Below are 15249 nucleotides of genomic sequence, written 5' to 3' on the forward strand. Positions count from 1 at the left end.
TGCTGCGCGACGGCGGCACGCTGCAGATCGGCATCGGCCAGATCGGCGATGCGCTGGCGCAGGGCCTGATCATTCGTCACCGCAATGGAGCTGCCTTCAACGAGATCCTGGCGCGGCTGACGCCCACACGCCCGATCGTCGCGCGAGAGAGCGGGGCCTTCCACACCGGCCTCTATGGCGTCAGCGAAATGCTCACCGAGGCGTTCATCGGCCTGCTCGAGGGCGGCATCCTCAAGCGCGCGGTCGATGGCGTCGTGCTGCACGGCGCTTTCTTCCTCGGCCCAAAATCCTTCTATCGCACGCTGCGCGAGATGCCGGCCGAGCAGATCGCGCGGATCCAGATGATGCCGGTGTCGTTCACCAACGAGCTCTATGGCGAGGAGGACGCCAAGCGCCGCGCCCGCGTCGGCGCGCGCTTCATCAACAACACGATGATGGCGACGCTGCTGGGCGCGGCGGTTTCCGACGGGCTCGAGGACGGCCAGGTCGTGAGCGGCGTCGGTGGGCAGTACAATTTCGTTGCCCAGGCCTTTGCGCTGACTGACGCGCGAGCCGTGCTGACGCTCGAGGCGACCCGGCAGAGCCGCAAATTGCAGTCCAACATCCTCTGGCGCTATGGGCACCAGGCCATCCCGCGTCACCTGCGCGACGTCTTCGTCACCGAATACGGCGTCGCCGATGTCAGGGGACAATCGGACGCCGACGTGATCGCATCGATGCTCGCGATCACGGACTCGCGCTTCCAGGACGAATTGATGCGGATAGCAAAGGACGCCGGCAAGCTGCCGCGCAACCATGAAATCCCCGCCGTCCATCGCGAGAACGTGCCTGAGCGGATCGCCCGCGCACTGAAGCCCGCGCGCGAGGCCGGGCTGCTGCCGTCATTTCCGTTCGGCTCCGATTTTACGGATGTCGAGCAGCGCCTGATCCCGGCGCTGCAAGTGCTGCAGGCCGCGCAGCGTTCGCCGGTCGAGCTCACTGGCCTGCTGTGGCAGGGCCTCACACGCACATCAGATGCGGCTGACGAGGAGGCTCTCGCACGCCTCGGCCTCGATCGCCCCAAGACATGGTCCGAGCGCGGTTACCGCGCGCTGGTCAGTGCGGCCCTGGTGCGAAGCCGCAGCACCTAGCTCCGGTGTCGTCCCGGACCAGCGGAGCGAAGCGACGCGCCGATCCGGGACCCATAGCCACAGGAAGGAGTCGTGGCGCGAAGCTCTAACTCCGAGTCATCGCAATCACATCTGCCTGTGGTTATGGGCCCCGGATCTACGCGCGCTTGAGGCGCGCTTGTCCGGGGCGACAACTCCTACCGGTTCTTGTTCACCGGCTTGCGCTTCTCGATGAACGCCGCCATGCCCTCGGAGCGGTCTTCCAGCGCAAAGGTCGCGTGGAACAAATTGCGCTCGACGCTCATGCCTTCAGCAAGCGTGGTCTCGAAGGCGCGGTTGACGGCCTCCTTGGCCATTGCGGCCGCGGGCTGCGACATCGCAGCGATTTTCTCCGCCGCCGCCAAGGCTTCGTCCATCAGCTTGTCCGCCGGCACGATGCGGCTGACGAGGCCGGAGCGCTCGGCTTCCGCGGCGTCCATCATGCGGCCGGTGAGGCAGAGGTCCATCGCCTTGGATTTTCCGATCGCGCGCGTCAGGCGCTGCGTGCCGCCGATGCCGGGAATGGTGCCGAGCGTGATCTCGGGCTGGCCGAACTTTGCGGTGTCGGCGGCGATGATGATGTCGCACATCATCGCCAGCTCACAGCCGCCGCCGAGCGCGTAGCCGGCCACCGCCGCGATGGTCGGTTTGCGGCAGCGCGCGACGCGGTCGCCGCCGATCGCGGCAAAATCCTCGGAGAACATGTCGATGAAGCCCTTTGGCTGCATCTCCTTGATGTCGGCGCCGGCGGCAAAGGCCTTTTCGCTGCCGGTGATGACGATGCAGGCGATCGCATCGTCGGCCTCGAGATCCTCGACGGCCGCCGCGATCTCGCGGAAAACGCCGAAGGAGAGCGCATTGAGCATCTTTGGCCGGTTCAACTTGACGATGCCGACCGCGCCCTTGCTTTCGACGATGATGTGTTCGAACGTGCTCATGCTCCACCCACGCATTTAGATTGGGCGGGCAATTTGCCCCCTGGCGCGGATGGCTTCAAGTGGGCCGAATGCCTCGCGGGACGCGCGAACCGCGCGCCCCGGGCAGGACCGTTACGCCATGAACATCCGCGCGGCCGAGGCCAACGTCAGAAGCGCACCGAAACCGATGAAAATCTTGCCGATCAGGGAGGTCTGGTCCCAGGTCGAGCTATCGCTCGTGGCCGACGCCATGACCGGCGCGGGGCGCGGCTGCGCGTCGACGGCGGCAACGACAGTCTTCTGCTGATTGTCAGGGGGCAGGGCGCGGTCGGCTTCGCTGAGCTGGTCGGACGCGGCCGGCTGGCCGGCGGTAGCGGCCTGGACGTTTTCGTTCGCCTGCGCGGTCATTGCCGTCGCGGCTGCGGCGAGCGGCGTATCGGCGGCGGCCAATTGCGCGTTCGCGTTGGCCACGGATGCCGGCATTGCGCTCGACGCCGGGGTCGCTTCGCTGACAGCCATATCCTTGTTGTCGGTCTTGATATCGCTCTTGATATCGCCTTTGGCGGCCTTGTCGTCAGCCGACTTCTGCGCCGTCTTGTTGGTGCGAGTGCGGGCGTAGTGACGCCGGTGCTTTGTGGTCCTGACCGCATCCGTCGATTTGCTGGCGCCGTCCTGCTTGGCGCTGGCTGGCGCCGCCTCGGTGGCCTGCAATGCACCCCCGAGCGCCACGAAAAGCCCGGTGACCAGGATCAACGCCATACGCCCACTGGCTACGTTCATTTTGACGATCTCCCCAAAATCCGCCCGTCCCGGTTGCGAACAGAGACCCCGGGGCGTGACGGCAGCGGGGCAGAAAAAGGGAATCTTCGGGCACCAGCGGGCAAAACCGGGGCAATTGGCTGCCCCGAGCCGGCCGGGACGGGTGTCAGGGGACCGGATCGGTGTTATGAGCCCTCGCGGCCTTGGCCGGGACGGATTCTGGGCGCGGGCGGCTTGATCACGAGTTCGTGAGAAAACATCGCAGGCGTAACAAATTGATCAAACGGCCGAATTGCTAGGTGGGAGCGCGCGTGCGCGAGCGTGAAGACGAATGGACCGGCCTGATGCGGTCGGCCATGGCGGGGGATGATGCGGCGTATCATCGCCTGCTGAAAGCGGTCACGCCGGTGCTGCGGGCTGCCGCCAGGCGCGGCCTGGCGCGGGCCGGTCAGCCCGTCGATCAATCCGAGGATATCGTGCAGGACATTCTGTTGGCGGTCCATCTGAAGCGGCACACCTGGGACAGCGAAGCCCCCTTCGCGCCATGGCTGTTTGCGATCGCCCGCAACAAGCTGATCGACGCGCTTCGGAAGCGCGGCCGGCGCGTCTTCGTCAACATCGACGATTTTACCGAAATCCTGCCGGGCGAGGCGCCGGAAGAAACTGCATCGGCGACCGAGGTCACTGCCCAGCTCAATACGCTACCGCAGCGCCAGCGCGACGTGCTGCAGTCGATCGCGGTCGACAGCAGCTCGATCAAGGATACCGCCGCCAAATTCTCGATGAGCGAAGGGGCGGTGCGGGTGGCCCTGCACCGGGGCCTTGCCGCGCTCACCGCCAAACTGCGGGACCATTAGTCATGGATACCGATCAACTCATTCGCACGCTCGCCGCCGACAACGCCCATCGGTCGCCGCGCGTCGGCGCCGTGCTGACGCTTGCGCTGCTGGTCGCCGCGCCGCTCTCGATCCTGATCTTTGCGACGTTCCTCGGCATGCGCGCCGACGTGATGAGCGCGATGCGCAATCCGTTCTTCGACATGAAGTTCGCGGTCACGCTGTCGCTGGCGATCCCCGCGATCATCGTCAGCCTGCATCTGTCGCGCCCCGAGGCGCTGATGCGCGGCTGGGGCTGGCTGCTGCTGCTGCCCGTAGGCCTGCTCGTGGTCGCCATCGGCGGCGAGGCGATGATGGCGCCGGCCATGCCGATGTCGATGCGGCTGATGGGCAAGAACTCCAGGGTCTGTCTCCTGGCGATCCCGGCAATGTCGCTGCCGCTGCTGGCCGGTGCGCTGTTCGGGCTGCGTCATGGTGCGCCGTCGCGGCCCGCGCTCGCCGGTGCGATCGCCGGCCTGCTGTCGGCGGGATTGGCAGCGACGCTCTATGCCTCGCACTGCACCGACGACTCGCCCCTGTTCGTGGCGACCTGGTACACGCTCGCCACCGCGCTCGTGGCGGCGATCGGCGCACTCGCGGGCTCGCGAGTTCTCAGATACTAGAGCGTTTTCCAGCGAAGTGGAAACCGGTTCGCGTCAAGAAAACGCGTCAAAACAAGAATCTAGAGCCCCGTTCCGATTCCATCGGAACGGAAAAGGCTCTAGCCGCCGCTCACGCGACAGCCGGGCTCTCGGTGCTCTGCTGCATGCGATGGAAGCGCAGCACCTGCTGTGCCGTCGAGCTGCGCAGCGCGTCATAGGCATCACGCGCCACGATCAGATCGGTCGGCGTGCCGCCGGACAGCTTGTCGCGCATCGCAATGATCGCGCGCACGCTTCCCCACGACATGCCCGCGACCTTGGCGAGGATCATCACGCCCTCGGTGCGGCTCTCGATCATCATGTTCTCGGCGACCCCGACCGCGACACCCGCGAGCGCGGCAAGCGCGGCGTTGGTCTCGTCGAACTTGCCCTGCTCGGCGAAGGCTGTGACCTGGTGCTCGTTGAGCCTTCCGTCGTCGAACAGCGACCGCACCAGCGCGCGCGCCATCTCGGTCTGCCGGGTCATGGCCGCCGCGCGGATGCGCTGGCTCGCTTCCTGGACTGCGCTCGAGATCGCGTCCGCCTCGCCTGGATTGGCAGCTTCCAGCTTCCGGCGCACGCTCAGCGACGCCTTGGCGACCAGCTTCAGATAGTGATGCCGCGGCAGGTCGGGGCGCAGGCCGACGCAGGTCGCGAGATCATCGTCGCGCTCGGCGCGCGTGACCAGCTCGGTGAGGCTTCCTTCCGAGAAATGCGCGCCCGGATTGCTGACGGTGGACTGGACGACCTCGTCATTGCCGCGCTCGACCAGCACGTCGGTGAGCGCGTCGGACAGCACGCGCCGCATCGAGATGGCCTTCAGATGCGCCTGGCCCTTGCTGCGAGCGATCTCGATCAGCGTCGCCTCGTCGAGCCGCTCGGACTTCGTCAGCACGGGGCCGGCAACCTCGATCACGTCGTCGAGCGCGAGCGTGCGGATGGTTTTCGGCGGCGCCATGTGCATCGGCGCCAGCCGGTCGGAGAGCAGCGCCTTGGCACCGGTCTCGATCTGCTCGAGGAGGCACTGGAAGACGTCGTCGAACAGGCCGATCTGCTCGTCGGAATAATCCACCGCACCGTTGATGAAGAGATCGGTGACGCGACGCAGCGTCTCGACACGCCGGGCGACCGTGCCGTGGGACAGCGTGGCCTGGAGCTCGTCGAGCAGGTTTTCGGCCGGCTTTGCAGTTCTATTCGCAGACTTGAATTTCATGGCCCTATCCTGGAGCGTTCGATCCGGCCGCGCTCCTCCGCGCCCGGGAACAAATCAATCGGTCAACTGGCGGAAATGCGGTTGCGGCCTCGCGCCTTGGCGGAATACAGCGAGCTGTCGGCGCGCGCGAGAAATGTGTCGGCATTATCGTTGTCGCGGAGCGCCGCGACGCCGGCGGAAATCGTCACGCGCATGCTGGGCGAGAAGGCGCTCCAGTCGAGATCGGCAATGATCATGCGCAGCCGGTCGAGGATGCGCGCGGCGGCGTCGCCTTCGGTCTCCGGCAGCAGCAGCAAGAATTCCTCGCCGCCATAGCGGCCGAAGCGGTCGACCGGGCGGATGTTGGCGAACACGGTGATCGCAAAGGTGCGCAAGACCTCGTCGCCGATCGGGTGGCCGTGGGCGTCGTTGATGCGCTTGAACCAGTCGAGATCGATCAGCGCGATCGCGCAGGGCGTTTCCGTCTTGCGGGCCTGTGCGATCTCCTCGTCGAGCAGGCGCATGATGCAGCGGCGGTTGTAGGAGCCGGTCAGCTCGTCGAGCTCGGCGAGCTCCTCGATACGCTGATAGGCGGCCTTGAGCTCGATGCTGCGCGTGTAGAGGATCTTGCGCAGCGTGCTGCCGAACAGCCCGAGGAAGGAGCACTGGCCGATCACCAGCACGAAGCACAGCATCGATGCGATCCGCTCGAGACGTGTCGCGACCGGCAGCCCGATCGGCAGGTCCGTGAACACGAACACCGTCACGAGGCCGGCGGTGGCAAGTCCCCATGTCGTCATCGCCTGGCGCGACGTCATGCGCAGCGTGCCGAATGCGAAGATCAGGAACAGCACGCTGACGAAGCAGATTCCGATCGTCGGCACCGACAGCAGGAACACGAGCTGCAGCGTCATGTGCGCGGTGATCTGGTAGACCGTGAGGTAATGATCGGTGAAGCGGTCCTCGAAACCGCTCTCGGACAGCACGGTGAAAGTGCCGATGATCGTGAGCCCGCCGAGCCAGAACAGGGAGGGCACGATCATCTCGACCGCGCCGGCATAGGCGTAGAGCAGCAGGACCGAGGCGCCGAGCGAGTAGCTGACGACCTGGCTGGCATACATCTGCCGGCGCTGCCGGACGCGGCGCGCCGTCACCTCGGGCGTCATGGCGCTCGCAGCGAGCGTAAGCTCGGCGACCTCGGCAGCCGTACGGTCCGGGGAGAACGACGCGGGAGTGCCCATGGTCTCGCTACTGAGGAACGGAGATCAAAAATCTACGTGGCAAGCCTTTAGGTTTGGTATCCTTTGGAACCGAATCCGGTCGTGCCGCGCGGGTAATGGCCTTGATCGGTAAGGGGAATTAGCCAGCGGTTAGGCATCGGCCGACGATCCGGCCGCACCGCGCCGCCACAGGCAATGCGCAAGGCTGTGCTATGGACCGAGGCTTGGTAAGGTCGCCCGCGCTTGCCGGGCGCACCGCGGGGATGTTCTAGTATCATGTTACCGAATTTTTGGGCGGGCGAGGGCCAACGCCTTTCAGGGCTGCAAGAATTTGGGCGTATGTGGGGTAGGTCACATAGCGGCCCGTACGATTGCGGTAAGTTGAAGAATCTTGCGGCACCCGTCGAACCCTCCGCCGTTTCCTCCCGACCAACTTTGCGAGACGGCCTTTGAGCGTGACACAGGCGGCTACGGACGAAGTCCTTATCGCCCGGATCGCCCAAGGCGACCGGCTCGCTATGCAGGTGCTGTACGGGCGGCACCATGTCAGGGTGTATCGCTTCGGGCTCAGGCTCGTGCGGGACGAGCAGACGGCGGAAGACCTCATCAGTGAGGTGTTTCTCGACGTTTGGCGTCAAGCCGGCAAGTTCGAAGGCCGATCCGCGGTTTCCACCTGGCTGCTGGCAATCACCCGATTCAAGGCTCTCTCGGCGCTCCGGCGCAGGAAGGATCTTGAATTGGACGACGAGGCCGCCAACGCGATCGAGGATGCGTCCGACAATCCGGAAACGGCGGTTCAGAAGAAGGATACCAGTGAAGCGTTGCGGGAGTGCCTGACGGGACTTTCGCCGGAACATCGGGAGATCGTCGATCTCGTCTACTACCACGAGAAGTCCGTGGAGGAAGTGGCCGAAATCGTTGGCATTCCGGAGAACACTGTGAAGACGCGCTTGTTCTATGCGCGCAAGAAACTGGCCGATCTGCTGAAGGCAGCCGGCGTTGAGCGAGGCTGGCCATGATGGCTTTGAGCAAGAAGATGCTGGACCAAGAGCCCAGTGAGATCGAGGTTTTGCTGCCGTGGCATGCCGCCGGCACGCTGAACGCCCGCGACGCGCGGCGCGTCGAGGAAGCGCTCGCCCGGGATCCGGAACTCGCGAAGCAATTTGCCGCCATCCGTGAGGAATTGGCCGAAACCATCCATTTGAACGAAAGCCTGGGTGCGCCGTCGGCGCGCGCCATGCAGAAGCTGTTTGCGGCGATCGACGCCGAGCCGGCGCGTGCGGGAAGCGCGACCGTCGGCCTGTCGGCGCGGATTTCCACGTTCTTCTCCAGCCTGTCGCCGCGCACGCTCGCCTGGTCGGCAAGCCTCGGCGCCTTCGCGCTGCTGCTGCAGGCCGGCATCATCGGGGCCGTGCTGGTGAAGAACCAGTCATCCACGTTCCAGACCGCGGCGCTGAGCACCAACGATTCCGTCACCCGCGCGCTCGGGCCGCAAGCGGCCGCGCCGGCCCCCGCCCATGCTCTGGTGCGGTTCACGCCGGACGCCCGTGTCGCCGATATCACCGCGCTGCTCGACAGCTTTCAGGCGACGATCGTCGACGGAGCGAAAGGCGGCATGTTTCGCCTGCAATTCTCCAAGGCGATGAGCCAGGACGAGCTGAACGGGCTGCTCGGCAAGATGCAGCGCGAGAAGATCGTCAACCTGGCCGTGGCGGCGCCCTGAGGCGCCTTTGAACTCATGACGCAGAAGTCCGAGAGTGGCTTGAGAACGGCGCTCTGCGCTTCGTCGGTCAGCGCAGCACTTCTGCTCGTCGCCTCCCTCGGTGTCGAGGTCGCGCATGCGCAGGCGATCATGCGTACGCCCACGATCAGCGTTCCGTCCCGCACGCCCACCGTCAACACCAACATCGCCCCGCGCGTCAGTCCGAATATCGCAGGGCGCGTGGTCACGAGCGTCGACCGTGGACCCGGCATCGCGCTGCGGCCGGGCGGGCTCTCGTCGGTCAATGCTGCGCGGCCGACCATGCCCTATGCGCGCTACTCGCCGAACCTCTATCCCGCCTGCACCGCGGCTTACCGTGACGCCAGCGGCGAATGCATCGACAAGCCGAACGCGGGCGGCGACGGCGGCTCGGGCAAGACGGCCAAGAAGAACGCAGGCAACGGACGCCGCAACACCGCCAATCAGGCAATCGTCAATCTCAGGACGTTTGCCAACGAATTCGTGGCCGAGATGGACGCCCGCACGTCGCCGGCCGATGCCGATGAATTTGCGCGCCGCCATGGGTTGACGCGGCTGGCGCTGGAGAATTTCCCGCTGATCGGCGCGACCATCGGTCTGTTCCGCATCGCCGACGGCCGTCCTTACGAAACGGTGCGCCGCGAGATCGTCGCCGACGGCGTGCGGTCGCTGCAGGAAAACTTCCGCTACGTGCTGCAGGACCAGAAGACCTCGGTCCCGACCGAGGGCGATCCGGCGCAATATGCGCTGTCGAAACTCCGCCTGCCGCAGGCGCACATGCTGGTGCACGGCGCCAATGTGACGATCGCGGTGATCGATTCCGGCATCGACACCAGGCATCCCGAACTCGCCAACTCGATATCCGACAATTTTGACGCGCTCGGCAGTCCGGAAGGCCCGCATATCCACGGCACCGGCATCGCCGGGGCGATCGTTGCGCATGCGCGGCTGATGGGCAGCGCGCCCGAGGCGCGCATCATCGCGATCCGCGCCTTCGGCGGCACCACGGGCGGCGCCGAGAGCAGCTCCTTCGTGATCCTGAAATCGCTGAACTACGCGGCCGAGCACGGCGCGCAGATCGTCAATATGAGCTTTGCCGGTCCGAAGGACGCGGTGATCGAGCGTGCGATTGCGGCGACCGCCGCGCGCGGGCTGGTGCTGGTTGCCGCCGCCGGCAACGCAGGCGCCAAATCGCCGCCGCTCTATCCCGCGGCCAACCCGAACGTGATCGCGGTGAGCGCGACAGACGCGCAGGACAAGCTGTTTACGGCGTCGAACCGCGGCAACTACATTGCGCTGGCGGCGCCCGGCGTCGACATCTTCCTGCCGGCGCCCGACGGCAAATACCAGATGACGTCGGGCACATCGTTCTCGGCGGCCTATGTCAGTGGCGTCGCGGCGCTTCTCCTGGAACGTAATTTTATGCTGAAGCCGGAAGCGCTGCGCATGACGCTTGCGAAGACCGCACGCGACCTCGGCGCACCCGGCCGCGATGAATTGTTCGGCGACGGCCAGGCCGATGCTTACGCTGCCGTGATGGCTGTTCCCGTCGACGGTGCGACGCCGATGGCGGCAGCACCGGGTACAACTAAACGTGAAGATGCGTCGGAACGCCGCGAAGAGCCGGGAACGCGCGCGCTGGAGCAGCCGTCGCCGACCATGGCGGCGGATAAATCCACGGTTTCTCAGGCGGATAGACCTGCGACACGTTAGCCGCGCAAGAACCTTGCGCGCATCACGAAGGTTAAAAAATCAGGCCGCCCTCGTTGAACGTTCAGCCCGGTGCCACGACCAAATAATGTGGGAGCGGTTATCCCTCCCCATCAGTCATATTAGGCGCGAGCGCCCATCCACCCCAAGCGCCCATATGGCTCGACCCGTCCGGTTGTCCCCCCGGACGGGTCTTTTCTTTTTGGGCGCTGCTTTTCAAGCGAGTCGTTGTTCAGCTCGAAGTAGATGCGCTTGCACGAGGGCCGCGCCTGCCGGACTGGCTGTCGCGCCGCAACGCTTCCATGCCTGGGGACGGCTTGACTCCAAAAGCCCTGAAATCTCCGCACGACTACGGTGTTCGCCGACGCAAATTGCGTCCCAGCTGGACAAGTCAAAACTTTTCCACAAAATAATCCCGTCACGTCTAAATTGATTCGTCCGCGTTGCGTCTCTCGCGTCCGTGTTTTCTCCTGACGGGCTTGTTCATGACACATCGCCAAGACGTGGCTCGCGGCCGCGCAGTTGCGGCGCGCTGGTGCGCGCTCGCCGAGCAGCGACTGGAACATCTCACCGAAATGTTCGAGACCGGGCGCTGGCGCCGTTACCATTCCGAACTCGCATTCCTCGAAAACATCCAGGAAGCCAAGCGCGCCGTGCAAACCTGGCAGGCTCTCGCCGCGGGTGAGGACGTGCCGCTGCCGGCCCCGCAGATCTCGCTGGGATGGTCCCCGACGCCGCCGCCGCGCATTGCTCAGCGCTTGGCCCCGCCGCTCGAACAGGCGCAGACCGTGCAGCCGAAGGCCGTTCATATCGAGCCGGAAACCGCGGTGCCGGTCGAGCTCGACAGCATGGCCCATCGCCTGGCCGAGATCGTCGAAGCGCCGATCGTGCCGGATGTCCAGCCGCCGCCGATCCCCGAGAGCATGGTTGAGTTCACCTTCAACCTCGACGGCATCGAGGCAAAGTATCCCCTGCTGCGGAACGCGTTCTAGCGCCGCACCGCATTCCCGTCGACCACCACCTGGGCAAAGCGCTGCGCGCCGTCGGCGGACAGATCCGTCGTCACGGTGCGGGCGTGGTCGAGGCCGACCACGGCGCCGAGCGGCGTCTCCGAGATCATGTTGTTGCTGACGAGCGCGGTGCCCGCTCCCGGCACGACCGACACGCCGATGCCGGCGAGCGTCTTCCGGATCACATTGCCCGAGATCGCGATGTCCCGGAGATATTTGCCCCAGCCGGCGACGATGCCGTAGGAGGGCGCGTTCTCGATCACGTTGCCGGTGACGGACGTGTCGGCCTCGACATAGATGCCGACGCCGGCATCGTCATCGGGCGCGGTGCCGATCGGCCGCTTCGGGATCAGATTGCGGATGATGTTGCCCTGGACCACCGCGATGCGACCGCCCTCGTTGAAATTGCAGACGGAGACGCCGACGGCGGCGCCGTCGACCGTGTTGTTGGCGATCAACGCGGCTTCGAAGGCGAACTCCGAATAGAGCGCGACCTCGCGCACATCGCTGACGCTGTTGCCTGATATGTGGATGTTGGAGGCCGAATTGCCGCGCACGGCGGAATAGTCGCAATTCCTGATGCGATTGCCGCGCACAATCACATTGCCGGCGCGGAACGCGTTGATGGCGTTGCCGTACTGGCCGGAGCCGCCGGGCCCGGCCTTGATATCCTCGATGCGGTTGTCGGCTACCAAAGTGCCGTCGTCGCCGACGGCGGTGCGCAAAATCTCGATGCCGTTGTCGTTGGTGCCGAGGATGGTGTTGCGCGACACGCTGAGGCCCTTGGCGTCGAATGACACCACCGCCGTCACGGCGATGTTGGTGAAGATGTTGCCGGAGATGTCGCCGGACATTTGCTCGAGCCAGATGCCGCTGCCGCCGCTGCCTTTGATCTCGCAATCGGCAACGCGAACGTCGCGTCCGCCGAGGCAGTGGATCAGGCCGCGCCGTGTCGGCAGGGGAATGGCGCCGCCGTCGAAAGTGATGCCGGTGAGGCCGATACTGTCGGCGCCTTCGCTGAGAATAATCGAGGGTCCGCCGGTGAACACCAGTTTGGTCGCGCCGCGGACGCCGATCAGTTGCGCGCCGCTCGGCAGCCGCAACAATCCGGTGCGATAGACGCCGGGCGGCAGCGCCAGCGGCACCTGCGCGCGTGCGGCCTCGTCGATGGCGCGTTGCAGGAGGCGCGTCTGATCCTCGTTGCTGCCGGGATGCACGCCGTATTGCGTGGCGTCGCGGCCGAGCAGCGAGGTCAGCGGCGCCGCGCGTGCGGCATCAGCGGGCATGGCGACCGCGCCGGCGACGCCGACGGCAGTGGCTCCGATGAGATGGCGGCGATTGACGTCCATAGCGCGTCCTCCGGCGGACGCGGGGGTCCGCGAGCGTTAGGTAGCGCAGGGCAGGCGAGGCGGTGAGGATTGTTTGCGGTAGGGTTAAATGTTTACCCCACGAGAGGCGCCGTAGGGTGGGCAAAGGCGCGAAGCGCCGTGCCCACCGCTTCTGCTGAGCACACGCGGTGGGCACGCTTCGCTTTGCCCACCCTACGAAACCGGTGTGTTCCGCGCCTTCCGCGCCAATTGCACCATCTCCAGCAGCATCGCTTCGCCCGCATCGACCAGCTCCTCGAGCGTGATACGCGGCGCTCCCTTGAGGCGCGCCGCGTTGCCGCGCGCGAGCAGCGGGATGTGAATGAACGCCGCCAGTCGCGGCCCGCCGCCGGCCTGAACCCTCTCGATCGCGCGCCAGCTCAGATAGTTGCAGAGATAGGCGCCGGCATCGCGCGACGGCCGCGCATCGATGCCGGTGAGGCGCGCCGCGCGCAGCAGCCTTGCGGTGTGCGGACCGAACCTCATCGCGTCCGCCTTGGCGGCGATGCCGCGCTTGCTCGAGCGGGTGTTGGCGGCGTCGGGCCACAGCATGGTGACGGCGTTGCGCGCGCGGGTCTCGATCCGCAGGTACGGCGTACGCGCGGCGAGGCCGAACATCAGCAGCGCGTCCGGCTTCACCTTTGCCAGCACCTCCGGCAATTGCCGGTCGACCGCGGCGTACGTCACCGGAAAGACGTGGTTCGCAAGCTCGACATTGTCGAAGGCCGGCCGGCGCAGCCGGGAAAGACGCGCCACCAGTGGCTGCGTCGGATTATGAGGCGCGCCGGGAAACGGACCGAAGCCGGTGACGAGGATGCGGAGCCTGTCGCTCATTGCAGCAGCTCCATGATGTGCTCGGCCGCGAGCGCCGGCGTGAGGTGGCCGCCGGCGACCTCGGCTTCGATCTTCTTCACCCTGGCGCGCACGGAGGCCTCGGTACGCAGCCGCGCCAGCATGCGTTGCTCCAGCATCGACCACATCCATTTCACCTGCTGCTCGCGCCGCCGCGCAGCGAAATCGCCTGATGCGTTCATTGCCGTGCGGTGATCGAGGATCTTTTGCCAGAGTTCTGCGATGCCCTTGCCGGTCAGCGCCGAGTAAGTCTCGACCGGCGGATGCCAATGCTCGGACCTCGGCGCCAGGATATGCAGCGCGCCGCGATAGTCGGCCGCGGTGATGTTGGCGCGCTTGAGATTGTCGCCATCGGCCTTGTTGATCGCGATCATGTCGGCGAGCTCGACAAGACCCTTCTTGATACCCTGAAGCTCGTCGCCGCCACCCGGCAGCATCAGCGCCAGGAAGAAGTCGGTCATGTCGCAGACCGCGGTCTCGGACTGGCCGATGCCGACGGTTTCGACGAGCACGACATCGAAGCCTGCGGCCTCGCACAGCAGCATCGCCTCGCGCGTCTTGGCGGCGACGCCGCCGAGCGTGCCCGACGACGGCGAGGGACGGATATAGGCGTGGTCGGAGGCCGCGAGGCGCGCCATCCGGGTCTTGTCGCCGAGGATCGAGCCGCCGCTGCGCGCCGAGGAGGGATCGACGGCGAGCACCGCCACCTTGTGGCCCTGCTCGATGAGGTAGCCGCCGAGCGCGTCGATGGTGGTGGACTTGCCGACGCCGGGCGAGCCGGTGATTCCGACGCGCACCGCCTTGCCGGTGTCGGGCAAAAGCATCTGCACGAGGTCGCGCGCGGCCGCCTGATGGTCGCCGCGCCGGCTTTCCACCAGCGTAATCGCCCGCGCCAATGCCGCGCGGCTGCCGGCGCGGACGTCCTTGGCGAGGGCCTTGATGTCGAGGGATTTGGGGCTGGTCATCATCGTGTTCGCGTGTAGCCGCTATCGGCCCGACATGCGAATGAGATCTTCAACGCGGGACTTCAACGGAGGCAGGTGTGTTTGGATGATATCCCACACGATTTCGGCGTTGGTCATGTGGTAGGCGTGGCGCAGCAGATTTCCAAAATCAACCATCTTGCGCCAGTCGATCGAGGGCTCGGTTTGCTTGACCTCAATCGGGAGCGACCGTGAAGCTTCGCATACAATTTCAAGAAGCCGCTCAGCGGCCAATCGTGTCATACGATCGGCGATAAATCGATCGAAGTCGATGCCTTCCGTGATGTCTTCAATTTCCGTGATCGCTTCCAGGATATCGCGCAGCCGGTCTTCCGTGGTCGGCGGCATTCAAAAGACCTCGACCAGGTCATCCGCGATCCGTTCGGCCACGCGAGGCTTTAGGAGGTCGCGAATCGAAACCTGCACGCGAAGCCCGACATGGTCCTCGATCAGGTGCTGAATTTCGAAGTAGTCGAACCGTTTCGGGCCTCCGCGAGGCCCTGTTTCGACCAGTACATCGAGATCGCTATCGGGACGTGCGTCACCACGCGCGCGCGAGCCGAACACACAAAGGCCGGTCACGCCGGCAGCCTTTAGTGCAGGCGCGAGCTCTCTTAGTTTCCCAACGATCGTCTGGAGCGGAATTTCTGCAACTTCAACCATGCAGAAATATTAGCACAAGAACGTTCGTCGGCCCAGTGCCTCGCCAAGCGAGGGCCCCGGCCGGCGTCAGCGCGCCGCTGCCGCCGCCGTCTGCGCCGGCCTCACCTTGCGCCAGATCCATACCATGACAGGCCAGAGCAGCGCGCCGATCGCCATGGCGGCGAGGATGGC

Annotated in this window: 16 protein-coding genes; 7 read left to right on the forward strand and 9 right to left on the reverse strand. The window is 65.7% G+C overall.

The genetic code is table 11. The features are described from left to right. The coding region (locus tag C2U70_RS04420) for an acetyl-CoA hydrolase/transferase C-terminal domain-containing protein (protein ID WP_283810345.1) at positions 1-1130 on the forward strand (1130 nt) is incomplete at its 5' end. Between the two features lie 176 nt (positions 1131-1306). Here the strand turns inward: C2U70_RS04420 and C2U70_RS04425 are convergent. Continuing rightward, positions 1307-2086, reverse strand: a complete 780-nt coding sequence (locus C2U70_RS04425; RefSeq protein ID WP_140976645.1) for an enoyl-CoA hydratase — start codon at positions 2084-2086, stop codon at positions 1307-1309. 111 nt (positions 2087-2197) lie between these two features. After that, positions 2198-2845 carry a hypothetical protein gene (locus tag C2U70_RS04430; RefSeq protein ID WP_140976646.1) on the reverse strand — a complete coding sequence of 216 codons (648 nt, stop codon included), beginning with the start codon at positions 2843-2845 and terminating at the stop codon, positions 2198-2200. A gap of 290 nt (positions 2846-3135) precedes the next feature. On the opposite strand from C2U70_RS04430, the gene C2U70_RS04435 reads away from it, so the two are divergent. Continuing rightward, positions 3136-3681, forward strand: coding sequence for a sigma-70 family RNA polymerase sigma factor (locus C2U70_RS04435; RefSeq protein WP_140976647.1), 546 nt, complete (start codon positions 3136-3138; stop codon positions 3679-3681). A gap of 2 nt (positions 3682-3683) precedes the next feature. After that, complete coding sequence (locus C2U70_RS04440) at positions 3684-4322, forward strand: NrsF family protein (protein WP_140976648.1); 639 nt, start codon at positions 3684-3686, stop codon at positions 4320-4322. Positions 4323-4431: 109 nt separating this feature from the next. Here the strand turns inward: C2U70_RS04440 and C2U70_RS04450 are convergent, their stop codons facing one another. Both C2U70_RS04450 and C2U70_RS04455 read right to left on the reverse strand, forming a co-directional pair. Beyond that, positions 4432-5553 (reverse strand): DUF2336 domain-containing protein, encoded by a 1122-nt coding sequence (locus C2U70_RS04450; protein ID WP_140976649.1) that lies wholly within the window; start codon positions 5551-5553, stop codon positions 4432-4434. A gap of 62 nt (positions 5554-5615) precedes the next feature. Then, on the reverse strand, positions 5616-6773 hold the full coding sequence (locus C2U70_RS04455; protein ID WP_140976650.1) for a GGDEF domain-containing protein: 1158 nt from the start codon (positions 6771-6773) through the stop codon (positions 5616-5618). Positions 6774-7201: 428 nt separating this feature from the next. On the opposite strand from C2U70_RS04455, the gene C2U70_RS04460 reads away from it, so the two are divergent. The 4 genes from C2U70_RS04460 (at position 7202) to C2U70_RS04475 (ending at position 11195) form a co-directional block, all read left to right on the forward strand. Continuing rightward, positions 7202-7771, forward strand: a complete 570-nt coding sequence (locus C2U70_RS04460) for a sigma-70 family RNA polymerase sigma factor (protein WP_186294058.1) — start codon at positions 7202-7204, stop codon at positions 7769-7771. Then, positions 7768-8475: a hypothetical protein gene (locus tag C2U70_RS04465; RefSeq protein WP_140976651.1), complete on the forward strand. Its 708-nt coding sequence runs from the start codon at positions 7768-7770 to the stop codon at positions 8473-8475. Before C2U70_RS04460 ends, C2U70_RS04465 begins: the two co-directional genes overlap by 4 nt. A 15-nt stretch (positions 8476-8490) precedes the next feature. Beyond that, positions 8491-10206 carry a S8 family serine peptidase gene (locus tag C2U70_RS04470; RefSeq protein WP_140976652.1) on the forward strand — a complete coding sequence of 572 codons (1716 nt, stop codon included), beginning with the start codon at positions 8491-8493 and terminating at the stop codon, positions 10204-10206. 482 nt (positions 10207-10688) lie between these two features. Next, the gene (locus C2U70_RS04475; protein ID WP_140976653.1) at positions 10689-11195 is read left to right on the forward strand and encodes a TIGR03809 family protein; all 507 of its coding nucleotides are present in this window, start codon (positions 10689-10691) and stop codon (positions 11193-11195) included. Here C2U70_RS04475 and C2U70_RS04480 read toward each other — a convergent pair. The 5 genes from C2U70_RS04480 to C2U70_RS04500 form a co-directional block, all read right to left on the reverse strand. After that, positions 11192-12562 (reverse strand): TIGR03808 family TAT-translocated repetitive protein, encoded by a 1371-nt coding sequence (locus tag C2U70_RS04480; RefSeq protein WP_140976654.1) that lies wholly within the window; start codon positions 12560-12562, stop codon positions 11192-11194. The two genes, C2U70_RS04475 and C2U70_RS04480, sit on opposite strands and share 4 nt — an antisense overlap. A gap of 192 nt (positions 12563-12754) precedes the next feature. After that, complete coding sequence (locus tag C2U70_RS04485) at positions 12755-13414, reverse strand: pyroglutamyl-peptidase I (RefSeq protein WP_140976655.1); 660 nt, start codon at positions 13412-13414, stop codon at positions 12755-12757. Further along, positions 13411-14397: a methylmalonyl Co-A mutase-associated GTPase MeaB gene (meaB, locus tag C2U70_RS04490; protein ID WP_140976659.1), complete on the reverse strand. Its 987-nt coding sequence runs from the start codon at positions 14395-14397 to the stop codon at positions 13411-13413. Before meaB ends, C2U70_RS04485 begins: the two co-directional genes overlap by 4 nt. Before the next feature lie 21 nt (positions 14398-14418). Next, entirely contained in the window at positions 14419-14763 is a 345-nt protein-coding gene (locus tag C2U70_RS04495; protein ID WP_140976656.1) for a HepT-like ribonuclease domain-containing protein, read from the reverse strand. Next, a complete protein-coding gene (locus tag C2U70_RS04500) occupies positions 14764-15078 on the reverse strand; it encodes a nucleotidyltransferase family protein (protein ID WP_140976657.1) in 315 nt (104 codons plus the stop codon). Between the last annotated feature and the right edge of the window lie 171 nt (positions 15079-15249).

The organism is Bradyrhizobium guangdongense (assembly GCF_006483445.1).
In the GTDB taxonomy this organism is placed as follows: Bacteria; Pseudomonadota; Alphaproteobacteria; order Rhizobiales; family Xanthobacteraceae; genus Bradyrhizobium; species Bradyrhizobium guangdongense_A.

Excerpts from the sequence above, each read along its gene's own strand:
- meaB (WP_140976659.1), bottom strand. The coding sequence starts at position 14,397 with ATGACCAGCCCCAAATCCCTCGACATCAAGGCCCTCGCCAAGGACGTC.
- C2U70_RS04450 (WP_140976649.1), bottom strand. The coding sequence starts at position 5,553 with ATGAAATTCAAGTCTGCGAATAGAACTGCAAAGCCGGCCGAAAACCTG.
- C2U70_RS04430 (WP_140976646.1), bottom strand. The coding sequence starts at position 2,845 with ATGAACGTAGCCAGTGGGCGTATGGCGTTGATCCTGGTCACCGGGCTT.
- C2U70_RS04475 (WP_140976653.1), top strand. The coding sequence starts at position 10,689 with ATGACACATCGCCAAGACGTGGCTCGCGGCCGCGCAGTTGCGGCGCGC.
- C2U70_RS04495 (WP_140976656.1), bottom strand. The coding sequence starts at position 14,763 with ATGCCGCCGACCACGGAAGACCGGCTGCGCGATATCCTGGAAGCGATC.
- C2U70_RS04455 (WP_140976650.1), bottom strand. The coding sequence starts at position 6,773 with ATGGGCACTCCCGCGTCGTTCTCCCCGGACCGTACGGCTGCCGAGGTC.
- C2U70_RS04480 (WP_140976654.1), bottom strand. The coding sequence starts at position 12,562 with ATGGACGTCAATCGCCGCCATCTCATCGGAGCCACTGCCGTCGGCGTC.
- C2U70_RS04440 (WP_140976648.1), top strand. The coding sequence starts at position 3,684 with ATGGATACCGATCAACTCATTCGCACGCTCGCCGCCGACAACGCCCAT.
- C2U70_RS04485 (WP_140976655.1), bottom strand. The coding sequence starts at position 13,414 with ATGAGCGACAGGCTCCGCATCCTCGTCACCGGCTTCGGTCCGTTTCCC.
- C2U70_RS04500 (WP_140976657.1), bottom strand. The coding sequence starts at position 15,078 with ATGGTTGAAGTTGCAGAAATTCCGCTCCAGACGATCGTTGGGAAACTA.
- C2U70_RS04465 (WP_140976651.1), top strand. The coding sequence starts at position 7,768 with ATGATGGCTTTGAGCAAGAAGATGCTGGACCAAGAGCCCAGTGAGATC.
- C2U70_RS04425 (WP_140976645.1), bottom strand. The coding sequence starts at position 2,086 with ATGAGCACGTTCGAACACATCATCGTCGAAAGCAAGGGCGCGGTCGGC.
- C2U70_RS04470 (WP_140976652.1), top strand. The coding sequence starts at position 8,491 with ATGACGCAGAAGTCCGAGAGTGGCTTGAGAACGGCGCTCTGCGCTTCG.